A 17,329-nucleotide genomic window follows, 5' to 3' on the forward strand; every position below is an offset into this window, starting at 1 on the left:
GCGATTCCGCCCGCGACGACGGCGTCGCGCCGCGATCGCCGCGCCGATCGCGAACGATGGTCATCGCGCTGGGCTTGCTGATCCTCGCGCTCGCCGCCGGCTGGGGCTACGTGCACTGGCGCGAACAGCGCGCACAGGAAACCGCGCGCGCCAGCGCGGCGCTGGATCGCTTGTTCGAATCGCGCCTGGGTATCGCCTCGACCTCCGGGCTGGGCCGCTTGCCGTTCGCGTCGCGGGCGAACCTGATCGCGACCGAAGCCGCGTTGCGCCGTCTGTGTCCGCGCGATCAACCGGCGCTGCGCGCGCGCGGCCTGGCCGTGCTCGCCCGCGGCTACACGGTGATCGGCGACTACCCGCATGCGCAAGCCTTGATCGACGAGGCCGAGCGGCTGTTGCGCGACCACGGCGCCAGCGATCCCGGCGTCGACGCCGCGTCGGCGTCGCTGCTCAATCTGCAGGCGCGCTACGACCGCGCCGAAGTGCTCGCCAGCCAGGCCTTGCGGCCTTTGCAGAACGCGCGCGACGACATTACGCGCATGCGCCGCCTGGCGCTGCAGACCGAACTGGCGCGCGCCAAATGGGGACTGGCCGACGACGACGGCGCGATGGCGATGCTGGAATCGGCCCTGGCCGACGCGCGATCGCTGGGTCCGGCGGCGCGCGATTCGGTCGCCGAACTGCTGACCTTGCGCGGCGAATGGCGCACCCGCGAGTATCAGCTTCGGGCCGCCGAGCGCGATCTGGAGCAGGCCATCGCAATGACCGAACGCGGCGATCCGTTGCTCGCCGACGCGGCGCGTTTCCAGCTGGTGCATACGCTGCTGAAAAACGACATGGACCTGCAGGCCAGAGCGCAGGCCGAGCGGCTGCTGGCCTATCGCCGCCGCGCCTTCGGCGAACAGCACCCGGAAACCGGACGCGCCTGGGTGCTTGCGTCCGAAGCGCAGTACCTGTGCGGCGATCTGTCCGCCGCGGTGCGGTCGGCGACGCGGGCACGCGCGATCATTGTCGCGACCTACGGCGAGCAGCATCCCGAATACGCCGAACTGCTGCGTCAGGAATCGCAGAACGACGCCGTGCTCGGGCATGGCCGCGAGGCGATCGCCAAGGCGCGCGCGGCGAAGGCGTTGCTGGAAACGACCCTCGGCCCCACCCACGAGCGCAGCCTGCGCGCGAAGTACAACCTGGCGATCAAACTGGTCTTCAGCGGCGAGAGCGGCGACAACAAGACATTCAAGCAAGGCGTGAACATGCTCGAAGAGCTGATCCGCACCGGCAAGGAAACCGACATCCCGATGCCGTTGGAGAAAACCAAGCTGGCCCTGGCCTTCGCCGAACAACCGGGCGAGGCCGCGCAGCAGCACGCCGAACGCCTGCTGATCGACGGCCAGATCGAGAACCGCAAGTATTTTCCGCCTCACGCCAACATCCGGCTGGTCAGCGATTTCGCCCTGGCCCAGTTGCTCGTTCGGCGCCGGCGCGGCGCCCAGGCCGATGCCTTGTTCGCCGATGTGATCGCGCATATCGAACGCGGCGACCACATCCGGCCGACCATGCATTCAGTGACCAGCAAGGCGTTGTTGTATCGCGCCTCCTACGCGTTGAGCTCGTGCCGCAAGGAGCAAGCGCTGAGCTTGCTGCGCGAGCAATCGGCGTATTGCGAACGCAACCTGGGGCCCGACAGCGATTGCGCGGCGAGTACGCGCGTGGCGCTGTCCGAGCTTGAACAGCACGACTATCTGCCGGCCCGGCTCGCGCAACACATCGGCGGCGACGGTGCGCCGAGTCCCTGGGCGCGACGACTGACCGAGCGGCTCGGCCACGCGCAACGCTGCACGCCGGACAAGGTCGGCATCGGTGGCGAGCCTGCCGACGGCGGGGCGACCCCGGATTAGCCCGGACTAGCTCGCGCTTGCCGAATCGACGTCAGCGCGAACGCAACGGGCAAGGATGGCGCCAGCGCGCGGCGACCGCTTGAATCGTCAGAACAGTTCCAGCTGCGGCGTCGGCTTGCGCGGCGCGACGAAACGGCTGGTGTCCAGCGCCGGCAGGCGACCGAAGCCATGTCGGCGCCAGGCTTTCTGGAAACGCTGCGCGATCAATTGCGCGAACGGCCCCTCGCCGCGCATGCGCTGGCCGAATCGGCTGTCGTAATCCTTGCCGCCGCTCATCTGCTGGATCAGGCTCATCACGTGCGCGGCGCGGTCGGGGTAGTGCAGTTGCAGCCACTCGCGCCAGACCTGCTTGAGTTCGTGCGGCAGGCGCAGCACCACATAACCCGCCGCGCGCGCGCCGGCTTCGTACGCCGCGGCGAGAATGTGTTCGAGTTCGCCGTCGTTGATCATCGGAATCGTCGGCGCGACCATCACCCCGACCGGCACGCCGGCTTCGGCCAGGGTTCGCATCGCCTTGAGCCGCGAGTGCGGCGCCGAAGCGCGCGGCTCCATCTTCGCCGACAGTTGGTTGTCGAGCGTGGTGACCGAGAAATACACCGACACCAGTCCGCGCTTCGCCATCGATGCGAGCAGTTCGACATCGCGCACGATCGACGCGTTCTTGGTGATCAGGCTGAAAGGATGCGAGCAAGCATCGAGCACTTCCATCACCCCGCGGGTGATGCGGAAGCGGCGCTCGATCGGCTGATAGGAATCGGTGTTGATGCCCAGCGCGATCGGCACGCAGCGATAGCCCGGGCGCGCGAGTTCGTTCTGCAGTCGCTCGGCGGCGTTGACCTTGGCGAACAAGCGGGTTTCGAAGTCCAGCCCGGGCGACAGTTCCAGATAGGCATGCGAGGGCCGGGCGAAGCAGTACACGCAGCCGTGCTCGCAGCCGCGGTAGGGATTGACCGACTGGCCGAAGGCGATATCGGGCGAATCGTTGCGGCTGATGATGCCGCGCGCGGTTTCTTCGGTGACGTGGGTTTCCGGGCGGGTGCCGGTGCCGTCGTCGGCGTACACCGAACCCCAGCCGTCGTCCTCGCCGTGCGCGGTGGTGACGGCATAACGCCCCGGCACGTAGGACGCCGCGCCGCGGCCCTTGAACGCGGTGGGCTGGAGCGAGACCTGGGTTTTGCGAGCCGAATCCATGGGGGCAGGGTAGGGCGGGGGTGTCGCAGCGGGTGCGACGCGGGGTGGGGCGATGGGGCGGTGGATAAATCGATGCCTTTCAAGCGAAAGGGCTAGGGGAGCGCATACGACGCTTTCAATTCCAATCCTCCCACACGGCCGTCATTCCCGCGAAAGCGGGAATGACGACTCTAGAGTTTCTACTTAGCCCGTAGTTCTCCGCCTTCGCCGAGTAAAAAAGCGCGCCCGCATTCCCGAGAATGACGACCTGCAACTTAAGACGAGTCAGCGACGAAGAATCGGCGCCGCGATGCCATGGCGATCGACCGCAACTACTCAATGGCGAACGTCACATCCACCGACGCATTCACACTGATCTGCCCGACCGCCAAGGTCGCGCCGTCCTCGCCGCTGGCGCCGCCGGCGTTCTGGACCACGTTCTGCATCAATTGCCCGTTGCGGCCGCCCCAGCCGGCGCCGCTGCGCCACCAACCGCCCGAATGCGATTCCGAAATCGTCTGCGCCTCGCCGCGGCGGACGCCGAGTTCGGAGGTCAGCGCATCGGCTTTTTCCTTGGCCGCGCGGATCGCCAGCGCGCGCGCGGCGTCGCGGTGCTTGCGCAGCTGCGAGGTGCGGAATTCGACGCCGTGGATGTACTGCACGCCGTTGCCCAGCAGGCCCGACAGCACGGCGTCGAAATCGCCGACGCGGGTCAGGCGGATGCCGATGCTCTTGCGCACGACGTACAGCAGCGGCACCACCCGCGATCGCTCCAGCGCGGAGCGGCTGGAATCGTCGCGTTCGTACTCGGGCTCGATGGTGATGAAGTCGGTCTGCACGTCCTTGTCGGGCACGCCGTTGCGCTTGAGGAAGGCCAATGCGCTGGCGATGCTCTCGTCGTTCTGGCGCTTGGCCTCCTCGAGCTTCGGGTGGCGCGATTCGACCCCGACATTGAGCAGGATTTCGTCCGGCGCGACCTTGATTTCGGCCGCGCCCGAGACGCTGATGCTGCGATGGGCCTTCTGCGCGAAGGCGGGCAGGGCGGGCAACGCGGCCAGGGCGAGGACGAACAGCAGGCGGTATTTCATCGGGCCTTCCATGGGTGGGTGCGCGGGCGAGCGGCGCGGACGGGATGGACGCAACAGTAGTCGCAAGCGGGCCATGGACGCGAGTCCTGTGGGCGGGCGCGATCCTGTCGGCCCAAGCAGGCGCGATCATCGGCCTGCGCCGATATGGGCCTGTTTCGAATCAGCCACGCTGCCCTTCGATCACCGGCGAGACCGACTCGATGCCGCCTGGCTTGCGCGCGCCCGCGCGCGCACCCGATCGGACAGACCGATTGCACACTTTGCGCTCATGCTCCGGCGGGCTAGCCTTAGCCCACGCCGGCGACCGCCGCAGCGATCGCCCGATGGAGCCCGACGTGTCCGAGCTGTGGCAAACCCTGGTCAGCATTCCCTACCTGGGCGTGTACCTCACCGCCGGCTGGGCGCTTTATCTGGTCTGGCTGGGGCTGTGGATCGTGCTGCAGAAGCGCGAGCCGGTCGCGACCATCAGCTGGCTGATCAGCCTGGCCGCGCTGCCGTACCTGGGCTTTTTGATCTATTACTTCTTCGGCCCGCAGCGCATCCATCGCCAGCGCATGCGCCGGGTGCGCGCCCGCGCGGCGCTGCCGCCACCGCCGCCGGGGCTGACCCCGTCGCCCGAGGCGATCGAACTGGCCCGGCTCGGCCAAGCGACCACCGGCCTGCCGCCGACCACCGCGACCCAGGCACGTCTGCTGATCGACGGCGGCGCCAAGTACGCCGCGCTGCTGGCCGACATCGCCCAGGCCCGCGAACGCATCCACCTGGAGTACTACATCTACCAGCCCGACCGCACCGGCACCGCGCTGCGCGATGCGCTGATCGAACGCGCGCGCGCCGGGGTCACGGTGCGGCTGCTGCTGGACGCGGTCGGCTCGGGCGCGACCAAGCAGCGTTTCATCCAGCCGCTGATCGACGCCGGCGCCCAGGTTGCGTGGTTCCATCCGATGAAGCTTCGTTGGTTGTGGCGGCGGCCGTGGCTGAACCTGCGCACCCACCGCAAGATCGTGGTGATCGACGGCCGGGTCGGCTACACCGGCGGCATCAACATCACCGACGAGGAAGACGAACGCCTGCGCGAGGACGCCTACCGCGATCTGCATCTGCGCCTGGAAGGCGACGTGGTCCGCGAACTCGAACTGGTGTTCACCGAGGACTGGTGCTACGCCACCGGCGAACCGCCGATCCGCCACGTCAACGCCGCGCCGGTGCAGGGCACGATCGCCGCGCAGGTGGTCAGTTCCGGGCCGGATTCGAGCTGGGAAGCGATCCATCGCGTCCATGTCGGCGCGATCCACGCCGCGCGCAAGCGGGTCTGGCTGGTCACGCCCTACTTCGTGCCCGGCGAAGCCGCACGCATGGCGCTGACCTCGGCCGCGCTCGGCGGCCTGGACGTGCGCCTGCTGGTGCCCAAACTCAGCGACAGCCGCCTGGTGACCTACGCGGCGCGTTCGTACTTCGACGAACTGCTCGAGGCCGGGGTCAGGATCCACGAGTACGGCCCGCGCATGCTGCACACCAAGGCGCTGCTGTGCGACGACGAAATGGCGATCATCGGCAGCGCCAATTTCGATCACCGCAGCTTCCGTTTGAACTTCGAGATTTCGGTGATGTTCTACAACGCGACCCTGGCCGGCGAACTGGCCGCGCTGATCGAACAGGAATGCTCGCGCGCGCCGCGGGCGCGCAGCGATCGCGAGCGCTCGCTGTGGCGCACGCGCTTGCCTGAGGCGTTGGCCCGGTTGGTGTCGCCGTTGCTTTGAGATTCGGGATTCGGGATTCGAAATAGTCGGCGGGCTTCGAGGTCTTTTGTGGGAGGGCTTTCAAGCCCGACGCTTTTGTATCAGGCGCGGCGATCGGAACGGAAAGCGTCGGGCTTGAAAGCCCTCCCACAAGAGACTTCCGGACTACGAAGTGGTCTGGCGGAATGAGAAGCGTCGGGTCGCAGGACCCGCGCGGCAGGCTGCGTGGTGGGTTGTTCGGCTCATCGGACTACCAGCGGATCTCTAGGCCGAGCTCGGTCGATCTGTGTCGATGTCCTTATGGGTACCGGCGTGCCGATGAGCCGGGGCACCGGTCGAGACCACCAGCAAGACGGGACCAACCGTAGACGAAATCGCTTATTGCGCCGCGCCAGCCATGTGAGCCGGATCAACCGGGCTGCGGCCCGCCCCCGTTCAAGCGCCATCGGGCCCGGGCCTGGGCTGTTCAGGCAAACCGCTCTTACCCGCCGTTGTGCCGACCGTCGCAGCCGGGGATCGCCCCAGCTGCCGCCGCCACCGCGCCGCGCTACACTCGAACCGGGCCCGCCGAGGTCCACGCGCCGGGCCGCCACGATGCGAGCGGGCGCGCACAGAGGTCGTCGAATTCGTCAGGGAGCACGCCGCAATGCCTTGGGTTTATCTGTTGCTGGCCATCGCCGCCTTCGGCCTGGCGCTGAAGACCACCTCGCCGGGACTGATGGCCGTCGGCCTGCTGGCGGCGCTCGGCTTGATGATCGCCGGCGTCATGAGCCTGCTGGCGCGCCGCCTCGACAGCACCAGCCGCGATGTCTCGGTGATCATCGATCCGGTCGAACTGCGCCGTCTGCGCGAGCAGGCCGAAGCGCGCAAGCTCGCCGCGTCTTCGCAGTCCGAGCCGACCCAGCGCTGAGCGCGCGGCCGCGCGTCGGCCGCGATCGATTCGCTTGCTGTCAGCCGCCTGCTTTCACTCACCGGCCGCGCGCGCATGCGCGGCCAAACTGCGCACTCGCCGCATCGCAGCCGGCGGGTTAGGCTGAAGTCATGACCGTCCTGAGCGTCAACGTCAACAAGATCGCGGTGCTGCGCAATTCGCGCGGCGGCGGCGAACCCGATGTCGCGCGCGCCGCGCAAGCCTGCCTGGACGCCGGCGCGCACGGCATCACCGTGCATCCGCGGCCCGATGCGCGGCACATTCGCGACTACGACGTGTACGCGCTCGCCGAACTCACCCATGCGCGCGCGGTCGAGTTCAATATCGAAGGCAATCCGTTCGCGCCGCCGCGCGCCGGCTACCCGGGCCTGATCGAACTGTGCCGGCGCACTCGGCCCGCGCAAGTCACCTTGGTGCCCGACGGCGACGATCAACTCACCTCCGACCACGGCTTCGATTTCGAACGCGACGCCGACGCGCTGCGTCCGTTGATTGCGCAGTTGCATGAACTGGACTGCCGGGTCAGCGTATTCGCCGACGCCGATCGCGAAGGCATCGAGCGCGCGGCCGAACTCGGCGCCGACCGGGTTGAGCTTTACACCGGACCCTACGCCGACGCGTTTGCTCAAGGCGATATCGACGCGGCGCTGCGGGCGTTCGCGAACGCCGCGCGGCGCGCCCAGGCCGCCGGCCTGGGCGTCAACGCCGGCCACGACCTGAGCCAGGCCAACCTCGGCACCTTCCTGCAAGGCGTTCCGAACGTGCTTGAAGTGTCGATCGGCCACGCCTTGATCGGCGAAGCCTTGTACGCCGGACTCGACGCGACGGTGCGTGCGTATCTGGATGTGATCGCGCAGGCGGCTTGAGCGTCAACGTCTTGCCGCGGCGCTGATCGGGCAGGGCGTTCGTGGCGTTGTCGCCGTCATCTTGGGATTAACCACGGATTCGATGCTTCGTTCGCTTGGCTTCATGGCGAACCTGTTCGCTATCGCCGCAGCTCATAACCATCGAGCGCTTCGCAACGTCGCGCTGTGGATAACCATCAGCAACAGTCAGCAAGCCGAGTCTTCGGCATTCACCACTCGATGATCCGTTCGCGTGTGTTCCACGGCGAACCTGTTCGCTATAGCCGCAGCCCATAGCCATCGGTCGCCTCGCATCGTCGCGCTGTGGATAAACATCAGCGACAGTCAGCAAGCTGAGCTTTCGACATTAACCACGCCCGAAGCGCACCGTCTTCATACGCTCACCCGAACCAACCCGAAGCGTCCCCCCTTTGAAAAAGGGGGGCAGGGGGGGATTTGCTTTTGCCTTGCTTTCAGCGACTTCATCGCCTCCCCCCAAACAACAACGGCCGCCCCACCGGGACGGCCGCCGCGTTGAAAACCGCGATCGCTCAGCGGGTGGAAATATTCTGCACCCCGCTCTCGCGCGCCGCCGACAGCGCGTGCGCGAATGCCTGATAGTCGGCATCGGCATTCGCGCCGACCTCGACCACCGTGTTCGGCGCGGCCTGCACCAAGGCCTTCAACGCCGCCGGCAATTCCGCGCGGGTCAGGGCCTGGCCATCGAGGGTGAACGCACCGCTGGCCTGCACCATCAACTCGGACCGCGGCGGCGGCGCGTCCCGTTGCGGCCCGGGCACCGGCAGCCCGAGGTGCAAATTGCCGGTCAGTACCGGCGCGGTAACCATGAAGATGATCAGCAACACCAGCAGCACATCGACCAGCGGGGTGACGTTGATCTCGGCGACAGGCGCGTCGCCGGAATAAGCGGAAGCGGAGTAGGTGGAGCCGGCCATATGCATCTCCCTCCATGGGCGGGGTGCCCGGCTTTACGTTAATCCCGTCACAGTTATCCGCGCAAGACATACCCCGTACGCCGGCGATCCGCCGCGCGGCCACGAAGTCGGCGAAAAAAAAAACGCCGCCCGTTGGGCGGCGTTCTCACGACGGTAAGCGTCGGTTCCGGACGGAATTACTTCTGGACGAAACCGATTTTTTTCATGTCTGCGTTCTTGGCGTAAGCCAGCACCTTGGCGAGCGTGCCGTATTCGGCATCCTCGTTGGTGTCGATTTCTAGCAGAGGTTGATTGGTGGGATCGCGCTGCACCGTTTCCTTCATCATCCCCGGGATCGCCGCGATGGGCGTGGGGTTGTTGTTCCAGAACACCTGACCGGTCGCATCGATCCGCAGCTGGATCGGCGGCGGCGGTTCTTGCGTCACGGGCGGCGGAACGCTGGTCGGTTGGGGCAGGTTGACGTCGATCGGGTAAGACACCGTCGGTGCCGTGACCATGAAGATGATCAGCAGCACCAGCAGCACGTCGACCAGCGGGGTCACGTTGATGTCGGAAATCGCGCCGCTATCGGAGTTGGAGCTGAAAGCCATGGGACTGTTCTCCGATTAACGTTCTTTGATCGCGACGAAGCCGACTTTGCGCATGCCTTGCCGCTGCGCAACCGTCACCACCGAATTGACGACCTTGTACTTCGTGGTGCGGTCGCCGCGGATGTTGATCGGCGGCTGCGGCGTTTTCTGCGCTTCGACCGACAAACGGCTTTCGAGCTGATCCATGGTGACCGGCTCGTCGTTCCAGTAGATCGCGCCGCTGTCCTGGATGGACAAGGTGATCGGCGTGACTTTGGGCTGGTCCTCGACCTTGGCGAGGGTGGCTTCGGGCAGTTTGATCTCGACCTTATGGGTCATCAGCGGTGCGGTGATCATGAAGATGATCAACAGCACCAGCATCACGTCCACGAGGGGCGTGACGTTGATGGTAGCCATCGGGCCGTTGTCGTTGCCTGTACTGAAGGCCATGTCCGAACTCCAACTACGCTAAAAGTGAAGGCGTGTGTTGCTTAGCGCTTGCTCGCCACTTCGCCGACGCGCGAGCCGGTGGCGAAGAAGTCGTGCAGGTCGTGGGCGAAGGTGTCGAACTTGTTGTTCGTGACGCGGTTCAGGCGGACGAAGAAGTTGTAAGCCAACACCGCCGGGATCGCGACGAACAGACCGATCGCGGTCATGATCAGCGCCTCGCCGACCGGGCCGGCAACGGCCTGAATCGAGGACTCGCCGCTGGCGCCCAGGCGCAGCAGGGCGTGGTAGATGCCCCACACGGTGCCGAGCAGACCGACGAACGGAGCGGTCGAGCCGACGGTGGCCAGCACGGTCAGACCGGCTTCCAGACGCGAGCTCTCACGGGTGACGGCCTGACGCAGGGCGCGGTCGACGAACTCCGAACGGTTCAGCGACTCGACCAGGCGCGAGCCTTCGTGACGCTGGTGGTGCGCGGCGGCCTGAGCGGCATCGAGCGCGATCTTGGAGAACGGCTCGCTGCGCGACTGCTCTTCCATGTAACGGATGGCGTCCTGCGCGTTCGGGGTTTCCCAGAACGTGCTGACGACGCGGTCCGAGGAGCCGCGCAGACGCAGATTCTTGACGAAATTGATGACGATCCAATAGACCGACAGAACCGACATCAGCGTGAGCGTGATGAACACGATCCAGCCGACGAGGTCGAAGTTTTGCAACAGATGCGAGAAGCTCATCTGCTGAAGCGCTTCAGCGTTGGAGCCTCCGGCGGCGGCGGTGGTGGTTTGCTGCAGCATGACGCTTACCTTTGAATGTCGTGGAAAGGAAAGAAGGTGTTACCAAAAGCGATGAGCGTGTAGCGGGCTTGCGGTCGCGCCGAACCCGATCAGTTCGGCGGGACGAAATCGACGGGCACTCGGACGCGGCTGGCGATCGGTTGACCGTTGCGCACTTCCGGGTTGAAGCGCCACTTGCGTGCGGCATCCATGGCCGCGCGGTCCAGGTTGCGGTTGCGACTGGATTTCTCGACCTGAACGTCCAGCACGTTGCCCTGGGCATCGATGCTGATCACCAGGACCACCGTGCCGCCCACGCCTTGACGGGCTTCAGTCGGCGGGTACTTGGGCGGGTTCAGGCGGCGCGAAGACGGATCGACGCCGGAATTGATATCGCTGGCGGCGGCCGGCGGCGACGGCGGAGCCGGCGGCGGCGCGGGCGGATCGATCGGACTGGGGTCCAGATTCTCGACCGGCGGCTGATCCGGCGGCGGCGGCGTCGGAGTCGGTCGCGGCGGCGACAGTTCCTTCGGCGGCGTCGTGATCGGCTTCGGCGGATCCGGCGGCGGCGGCGGCGGCGGCGGCGGCGGCGGCGGCGGCTTGATGATGTTGACCATCGTCACCTGCTCTTCTTCCTGCTGCTGTGCGGGCGGCGTCATCGGGGCCAGCAACAGCAGGAGCGCCGCGGCATGCACGGCGATCGCACAGGTGATACCGGCAATACGTGCCCAGTTCAAACCTTCGCGGTCGTCATCATTCCTAACTTGGAGTTCGAGGTCTTGCGTCATGCCGTCAGCTCGGGAGGTGTTTCCGGACGCCGGGGCGCCTCGGGCCATCGTTCGGTTCGTGCAACCGTTTCCAGTCGCGCGAACCTCCTAGCATATACCAAACCGCGTCACAGGTTCCAAGCGCGGTCAGGCTCTCTTTGCCGAAATTACTTGCCTTTCAGCGCGAGAATCTTCTTGGCGTCGTCGGGCTTTTTAACGCCCTTGGCGATCGCCTGCTTGGCGGCTTCCTTAGCCTCTGGAATGCGGTCCTCCGACCACAGCACGCGAGCGAGATTCAGATACGTCTCACCGTCGGGTGCGAGCGGGGCTGCTTTCTTGTACGCGTCGATCGACTTCGCCGACTGCTCGGAGAAGTAGTACGACTGCGCCAACGCGACGTAAGCCTGGTAGTCCGGCTTGAGGACGCCCTTTTCCAGGCCCTCGGTGATCACGCTGGCCGCCTGCTTCTCCTTGCCATCCAGATTGAGGTAGGTGGAGTAGAGCTGGCGGTAATCCTTGTCTTCGGTGAACTGGCCGGCGGCGCGCATCTTCTCGAGCACGGCGGCGGCCTTGTCGAGCATGTCGGCCTGCGAATAGACCGCGGCGACGTTCATCTGCGCGCGCTTGTCGTTCGGGTTCTTGGCCGCGATCTGCTCGGCGACCTTGGCCGCCTCGGCGCCCTGGTTGCCCTCCACGTAGGTGGCCATCAGCAGGTTCTGCCACTCGGACTTCGGCTCGGGCGAGGCGTCGATCGCCTGCTTGATCACGGTGGCGGCTTCCGGGTAGCGCTCCAGGCGGTACAGCACGTTGCCCTTGATGATCAGGTGCTCGGGCTTGGTGCTCTTGGATTCGGTGAGGAAGCGGTCGATGGTGGCCAGCGACTCGGCGTACTGCTCTTCCTGCAACTGCAGCTGGGCCAGCACGAACATGCGGTCGAAGTGGCTGTTGTTGTCGAGACCGTTGATCTCGATCGCCTTCTTCAGGTACTCCATCGCGGCCTTGTTGTCGTCCGCGTCGTAGGCGACCTGGAAACCGATCTGGGCGGCGAAGGAGCGCTCGTAGGCGTTGAGCGAGGTGTCGGCGATGATCGCGTCGGCCTGGGCGCGCGCGTCGGCGGCTTTCTCCTTGTCGAACGCGTCCATCATCTTCTGCAGCTTGGCGCCGCCCTTGGACGAGGCTTTGGCGTCCGGCGCGGTGCGCGTCGCGTTCGGGTACTGGTTCTCGACCTTGGCCGGCGCGCCGGCGGTCTTGTTGCTCTCGCGTGCCGCGCGGCGCTGGGCCGAACGCTCCGAGGCGGTCTGGGCGGTGGCCTGGGATACGGCACCGAACACCAGCACCGCGCCGATAGCGGCGGCGAGCAGGGTGCTGTTGCGGGTGGGTTGCTTGTTCATGGACTCACCTCTAAGAGACTCAGCGGCCGCGGACCGGGGGCCTTGCGGCGGAACGGCGCAAGGCCAAGGGGCCGCCAACCTAACAGAAACTCGGGTCGACGCGATACGGGTCTGAACCACTGTTCAGTAATTCGCTTTCATCCACACTTCGGCGTACGGCCGGCCGCGCGGGCCTGTTCGTAAACCGGAATCAGGGCGCCGGCGCGGGCATTGAGTTCCTGGATGCGCGATTGCGGGTCGGGGTGGGTGGACAGCCATTGCGGCGGCCGCGAGCTGCTGGCCGAGATCATGTTCTGCCACAGATTCACGGCCTGGCGCGGGTCGTATCCGGCTTGCGCCATGAGCCGCTGGCCGACCACGTCGGCCTCGCTTTCCTGGGTGCGCGAACCGGGCAGCAGGAACGCGGTCTGCAGCGCCGCGCCGCCCAATTGGCCGGTCGCGCTGGCCGCGCCTTCGCCGTAACGCGCGCCGAGCAGGCTGCCGACGATGCTCAGGCCGGTCTGCGCGCTCACCTGTCGGGTGATGCGCTCGTCGTGATGGCGCGAGACGACGTGGCCGATCTCGTGCGCGATCACCGCCGCGAGCTGATCCTGGTTCTTGGCGACGGTGAAAATGCCGGTATTCACGCCCACTTTTCCGCCAGGCAGGGCGAAGGCGTTGGGCGATTCGTCGACGAACACGGCCACGTCCCAGTTCGCCTGCCAGTTGGGCGGCAGCTGCTGGGTGATCGAGCTGACCACGCAGCGCACGTAGGCGTTCTTGCGCGTGTCGGTGCTGAGTTTCTGCTTGCTTTTCGCATCCGCGAACGCTTGCGCGCCCATCTGGTCGAGCTGGGCCTGCGAGACCGCGCCGACATGCTGGGTTCGCCCGGTCGGCGAAGTGGTGGTGGCGCAGGCGGTCGCGATCAGCGCGATCGACACCCCGAGCAGGATACGTTTCATGCGAGCTTTCCCCGTAGCAATCAGACCTTGTAGCGCCGCGTGGATTAACACTTCGTCAATTCCGGTTCGCGACCGCTGAACGAACGCCGCGAAACCGCTTCGGGCCTGCGACTCAGCTACTCGCGAGCACCGCCGCCACCGCGATCAAATTGTTGATCGCATGTGCCACATACGCCGCCCACAGGCTGCCGCTGCGGTAATAGACCCAGCCGAAACACAAGCTCATGAAGCCGTACACCGCCCACAGCAGCAGCATGCTCCAACCGTGGCTCACGCTCAGTCCGGGCGGCTCGTGCAGCAGCGCGAACGCGGCCGAACTGAGCATCAGGCCGAGCCAGGGCCGACCGGCAGCCCACAGGCGCCCGAACAGCACGCGGCGGAACAGCAATTCCTCGTACGCCGGCGCGAGCACCACGGCGAAGATCAGCAACGCCACCGGATAGGCGCGGATCGCGTCGCCGAGGACCATGTTGGTCGGGGTCATGTCGATGCCGCGCTGCTGCGCGAACCCGCCGATCAACGCGTTGAAGGTCAGGCAGACGATCACCGCCAAGGCGATCCAGCCCCAGGTCGAAATCCGCCACAGCGCGCGCCACGACGCGGCCCGTTCGGCGGCGTCGGACCTTCGACGAAAGTAGTAGACCAACAGCGCGCTGGCGGCGGTCGCGATCAGGCTGATGACGATCATCGCGCCCGAGTCGGCGCCGATTTGCGCGGAATTCGACCCGCCCAGGCCCTGCGCGAACCCCCACAGCGCGGTGCCGAGCAGCGACAAAGCCGCCATCAGAACGATGGATAGCAAAAGATCGACAAGGAAACCGCCAACTCCGGCAAACAACGGCAGTGGGGTGGAGGCGCTTTTTTGCGCTGGTGGCATGGTCGGCGGCGAGGGAGCCGACGACGATGCGAGGGCGACGCGCTCGCGCGCGTCGCCGGTGTCCTGACCCGCGCCGGGCTCAGACGTCGAGATTGGAGACCTTGAGCGCGTTGTCCTCGATGAACTCGCGGCGCGGTTCGACCACATCGCCCATCAGGGTGCTGAAGATCTGGTCGGCCGCCACGGCGTCCTCGATTCGCACCTGCAACAGACGGCGCGTTTCGGGATTGACCGTGGTGTCCCACAGCTGCTCGGGGTTCATTTCGCCCAGGCCCTTGAAGCGCTGGATCGCGCGGCCCTTCTTGGCTTCCTCGAGCAACCAGGCCTGCGCCTGGGCGAAGCTGTGAATGGCCTGATTGCGATTGCCGCGGATGATCTGCGCGCCCTCGCGCACCAGCCCGTGCAGCATCGAGGCGGCTTCGCGCAGCGAACGCAGTTCGCCGCCTTCGAACGCCGACAACGGCAGCACCTGGATCAGTTGCTGGCCCATGTGGGTGCGCGTGACCAGCAGCGCCGCCTGGCGCGTCTCGTTAGCCGGATGCAGCTGCAGCGCGTAGCGCGGCTTGCCCAGACCGGTCTGGTTGAGGCGCTTTTCCAGCGCGTCGAGTTCGTGCCGCTCATCGACGTTGGCGAGCAGGTGCTCGGTGTCGAGCGGGGTGAAATCGATCAGCGCCTGCAGCACGTTGGGATCGTAGCGATGCGAGTTGCGCGCGATCGTCTCGCGCGCGCCGGCGTAAGCGAGCAGCAGTTTTTCCAACGCCGCGCCTTCGATCGGCGGTTCGCCGGTCGCCGGAATCAGCGCCGCGCCTTCGACCGCGTTGTTGGCCAGGTACTGGTCCAGCGCCGCGTCGTCTTTCAGGTAAATCTCGTTCTTGCCCTGCTTGATCTTGTACAGCGGCGGCAGGCCGATGTAGATGTGACCGCGCTCGATCAACTCGGGCATCTGCCGGTAGAAGAACGTCAGCAGCAAGGTGCGGATGTGCGAGCCGTCGACGTCGGCGTCGGTCATCAGGATGATGCGGTGATAGCGCAGCTTGTCCGGGTTGTACTCGTCCTTGCCGATGCCGGTGCCCAGCGCGGTGATCAAGGTGCCGACTTCGGCGCTGCCGAGCATGCGGTCGAAACGCGCGCGTTCGACGTTGAGGATCTTGCCCTTGAGCGGCAGGATCGCTTGCGTTTTGCGGTTGCGGCCTTGCTTGGCCGAGCCGCCTGCGGAGTCGCCCTCGACGATGAACAGTTCGGACTTGGCCGGATCTTTTTCCTGGCAGTCGGCGAGCTTGCCGGGCAGGCCGGCGATGTCGAGCGCGCCCTTGCGGCGGGTCAGGTCCCGCGCCTTGCGCGCGGCCTCGCGGGCGGTCGCCGCCTCGATGATCTTGCTGGTGATCGCGCGCGCTTCGTTGGGGTGTTCCTGCAGGAACTCCTCCAAACGCGTGCCGAACGTGTTCTCAACGACCGGGCGCACCTCGGAACTGACCAGTTTTTCCTTGGTCTGCGAGGAAAAGCTCGGATCGGGCACCTTGACCGACAGCACCGCGATCATGCCTTCGCGCATGTCCTCGCCGGACAGCGCGATCTTGGACTGCTTGGCCGCGCCGGTCTTTTCGATGTAGTTGGCCAGCGTGCGCGTAAGCGCGGCGCGGAAACCGATCAGGTGAGTGCCGCCGTCTTTCTGCGGGATGTTGTTGGTGAAGCAGAACATCGTTTCCTGGTAGGAATCGGTCCACTGCAAGGCCACGTCGACGGTGATGCCGTTCATTTCGCCCGACACCGAGATCACGTTCGGGTGCAGCGGCGTCTTGACCTGGGCCAGATGCTCGACGAAGGAGCGGATGCCGCCCTCGTACTGGAACACGTCGCGGCGGCCTTCGCCGCGCTCGTCGACCAGGGTGATCTTGACGCCCGAATTGAGGAACGACAGCTCGCGCAGGCGCTTGGCCAGGATGTCGTAATGGAACTCGACGTCGGTGAAGATTTCCACCGCCGGCTTGAAGCGCAGCAGGGTGCCGCGCTTGGTCGAGGCCTCCAGCTGCTTGAGCGGGTAGATCGGCTCGCCCAGCGCGTATTCCTGCTGATGATGAAAACCGTCGCGCCAGATGTTGAGCCACAGGTGCTCGGACAGCGCGTTGACCACCGACACGCCCACGCCGTGCAGGCCGCCGGAGACCTTGTAGCTGTTGTCGTCGAACTTGCCGCCGGCATGCAGCACGGTGAGGATCACCTCGGCCGCGGACACGCCTTCTTCCTTGTGGATATCGACCGGGATGCCGCGGCCGTTGTCGTAGCAGGAAACCGAACCGTCTTCGTGCAGCGTCACCACCACATCGTCGGCGTGCCCAGCGAGGGCCTCGTCGATCGCGTTGTCGACCACCTCGAACACCATGTGATGCAGGCCGGTGCCGTCGTGGACGTCGCCGATGTACATGCCCGGGCGCTTGCGCACCGCCTCGAGGCCGCGCAGGACGGTGATCTTGCTCGAGTCGTAGGTCTGCGGGGTTTGCGCGCTTTGCGGCGGGGTCGAACCGGTGGCCGATTCAGTCGAGGGGTCGTGCTCGGTGTTGGTCATTGCGTCAACAGGCTCCGATCGACGCGGGCTCCGGCGGGGCCGCCGGGTGCGTCGAGACACAGAAGATAAGTGATTGAAGTATAGCAGGCGGGCGGGGGTACCCGAGCCCTCGAAAGGGGCCCGCTGGCGGCCTGGAACGCGCTGCAGGCGCTGCGCGGAAGGCCGGACCAGCGATTCGGTCCCTGCCCATAAATGCGGCCTTCAAGCGCCGTTTTAAACCCGCCACCCGTTCGTGTTCCACGTGGAACACGATCGCCCCCTGTAGGAGCGGCGTGAGCCGCGACCGCGCCAATGAAGCGACTTCGCAGGCTGGATTCCCCTGAACCAATGGAGCAACCGGGCTGCAAGCGGCAGAACTGCGCCACCTCATGTCTCAG

At 66.1% G+C, this 17,329-nt stretch carries 15 protein-coding genes; 4 read left to right on the forward strand and 11 right to left on the reverse strand.

Going from position 1 to position 17,329, the window contains the following annotated elements; genetic code table 11:
* The first annotated feature begins 56 nt into the window (after nucleotides 1-56).
* Nucleotides 57-1,895, forward strand: coding sequence for a hypothetical protein (locus tag AC3A4T_RS21575; protein WP_487677280.1), 1,839 nt, complete (start codon nucleotides 57-59; stop codon nucleotides 1,893-1,895).
* A gap of 87 nt (nucleotides 1,896-1,982) precedes the next feature.
* On the opposite strand, the gene AC3A4T_RS21580 is transcribed toward AC3A4T_RS21575, so the two are convergent.
* Both AC3A4T_RS21580 and AC3A4T_RS21585 read right to left on the reverse strand, forming a co-directional pair.
* Nucleotides 1,983-3,086 carry a PA0069 family radical SAM protein gene (locus AC3A4T_RS21580; RefSeq protein WP_487677281.1) on the reverse strand — a complete coding sequence of 368 codons (1,104 nt, stop codon included), beginning with the start codon at nucleotides 3,084-3,086 and terminating at the stop codon, nucleotides 1,983-1,985.
* 311 nt (nucleotides 3,087-3,397) lie between these two features.
* Nucleotides 3,398-4,153 carry an SIMPL domain-containing protein gene (locus AC3A4T_RS21585; RefSeq protein ID WP_487677282.1) on the reverse strand — a complete coding sequence of 252 codons (756 nt, stop codon included), beginning with the start codon at nucleotides 4,151-4,153 and terminating at the stop codon, nucleotides 3,398-3,400.
* 323 nt (nucleotides 4,154-4,476) lie between these two features.
* On the opposite strand from AC3A4T_RS21585, the gene cls reads away from it, so the two are divergent.
* From cls to AC3A4T_RS21600, 3 genes are all read left to right on the forward strand, one after another.
* A complete protein-coding gene (gene cls / locus AC3A4T_RS21590; RefSeq protein ID WP_487677283.1) occupies nucleotides 4,477-5,913 on the forward strand; it encodes a cardiolipin synthase in 1,437 nt (478 codons plus the stop codon).
* A 625-nt stretch (nucleotides 5,914-6,538) separates the two neighbouring features.
* Complete coding sequence (locus tag AC3A4T_RS21595; RefSeq protein ID WP_056109558.1) at nucleotides 6,539-6,802, forward strand: hypothetical protein; 264 nt, start codon at nucleotides 6,539-6,541, stop codon at nucleotides 6,800-6,802.
* 131 nt (nucleotides 6,803-6,933) lie between these two features.
* Nucleotides 6,934-7,689: a pyridoxine 5'-phosphate synthase gene (locus tag AC3A4T_RS21600; protein WP_487677284.1), complete on the forward strand. Its 756-nt coding sequence runs from the start codon at nucleotides 6,934-6,936 to the stop codon at nucleotides 7,687-7,689.
* 530 nt (nucleotides 7,690-8,219) lie between these two features.
* On the opposite strand, the gene AC3A4T_RS21605 is transcribed toward AC3A4T_RS21600, so the two are convergent.
* The 9 genes from AC3A4T_RS21605 to gyrB form a co-directional block, all read right to left on the reverse strand.
* Nucleotides 8,220-8,624, reverse strand: a complete 405-nt coding sequence (locus AC3A4T_RS21605) for an ExbD/TolR family protein (protein ID WP_487677285.1) — start codon at nucleotides 8,622-8,624, stop codon at nucleotides 8,220-8,222.
* 176 nt (nucleotides 8,625-8,800) lie between these two features.
* Nucleotides 8,801-9,214: an ExbD/TolR family protein gene (locus tag AC3A4T_RS21610; protein ID WP_487677286.1), complete on the reverse strand. Its 414-nt coding sequence runs from the start codon at nucleotides 9,212-9,214 to the stop codon at nucleotides 8,801-8,803.
* Nucleotides 9,215-9,229: 15 nt separating this feature from the next.
* A complete protein-coding gene (locus tag AC3A4T_RS21615; protein ID WP_487677287.1) occupies nucleotides 9,230-9,643 on the reverse strand; it encodes an ExbD/TolR family protein in 414 nt (137 codons plus the stop codon).
* A gap of 41 nt (nucleotides 9,644-9,684) precedes the next feature.
* Nucleotides 9,685-10,434, reverse strand: coding sequence for a MotA/TolQ/ExbB proton channel family protein (locus AC3A4T_RS21620; protein ID WP_441337839.1), 750 nt, complete (start codon nucleotides 10,432-10,434; stop codon nucleotides 9,685-9,687).
* 89 nt (nucleotides 10,435-10,523) lie between these two features.
* Nucleotides 10,524-11,201 (reverse strand): energy transducer TonB, encoded by a 678-nt coding sequence (locus tag AC3A4T_RS21625; RefSeq protein WP_056109564.1) that lies wholly within the window; start codon nucleotides 11,199-11,201, stop codon nucleotides 10,524-10,526.
* Nucleotides 11,202-11,347: 146 nt separating this feature from the next.
* Entirely contained in the window at nucleotides 11,348-12,571 is a 1,224-nt protein-coding gene (locus AC3A4T_RS21630; RefSeq protein WP_487677288.1) for a tetratricopeptide repeat protein, read from the reverse strand.
* A 137-nt stretch (nucleotides 12,572-12,708) separates the two neighbouring features.
* Nucleotides 12,709-13,512: a M48 family metallopeptidase gene (locus tag AC3A4T_RS21635; RefSeq protein ID WP_487677289.1), complete on the reverse strand. Its 804-nt coding sequence runs from the start codon at nucleotides 13,510-13,512 to the stop codon at nucleotides 12,709-12,711.
* 112 nt (nucleotides 13,513-13,624) lie between these two features.
* The gene (locus tag AC3A4T_RS21640; protein ID WP_487677290.1) at nucleotides 13,625-14,296 is read right to left on the reverse strand and encodes a CPBP family intramembrane glutamic endopeptidase; all 672 of its coding nucleotides are present in this window, start codon (nucleotides 14,294-14,296) and stop codon (nucleotides 13,625-13,627) included.
* Between the two features lie 172 nt (nucleotides 14,297-14,468).
* The gene (gene gyrB / locus AC3A4T_RS21645) at nucleotides 14,469-16,952 is read right to left on the reverse strand and encodes a DNA topoisomerase (ATP-hydrolyzing) subunit B (RefSeq protein WP_487677291.1); all 2,484 of its coding nucleotides are present in this window, start codon (nucleotides 16,950-16,952) and stop codon (nucleotides 14,469-14,471) included.
* Nucleotides 16,953-17,329: the final 377 nt, after the last annotated feature.

The sequence above is a fragment of the Lysobacter sp. Soil_N_51 genome, from assembly GCF_057655755.1.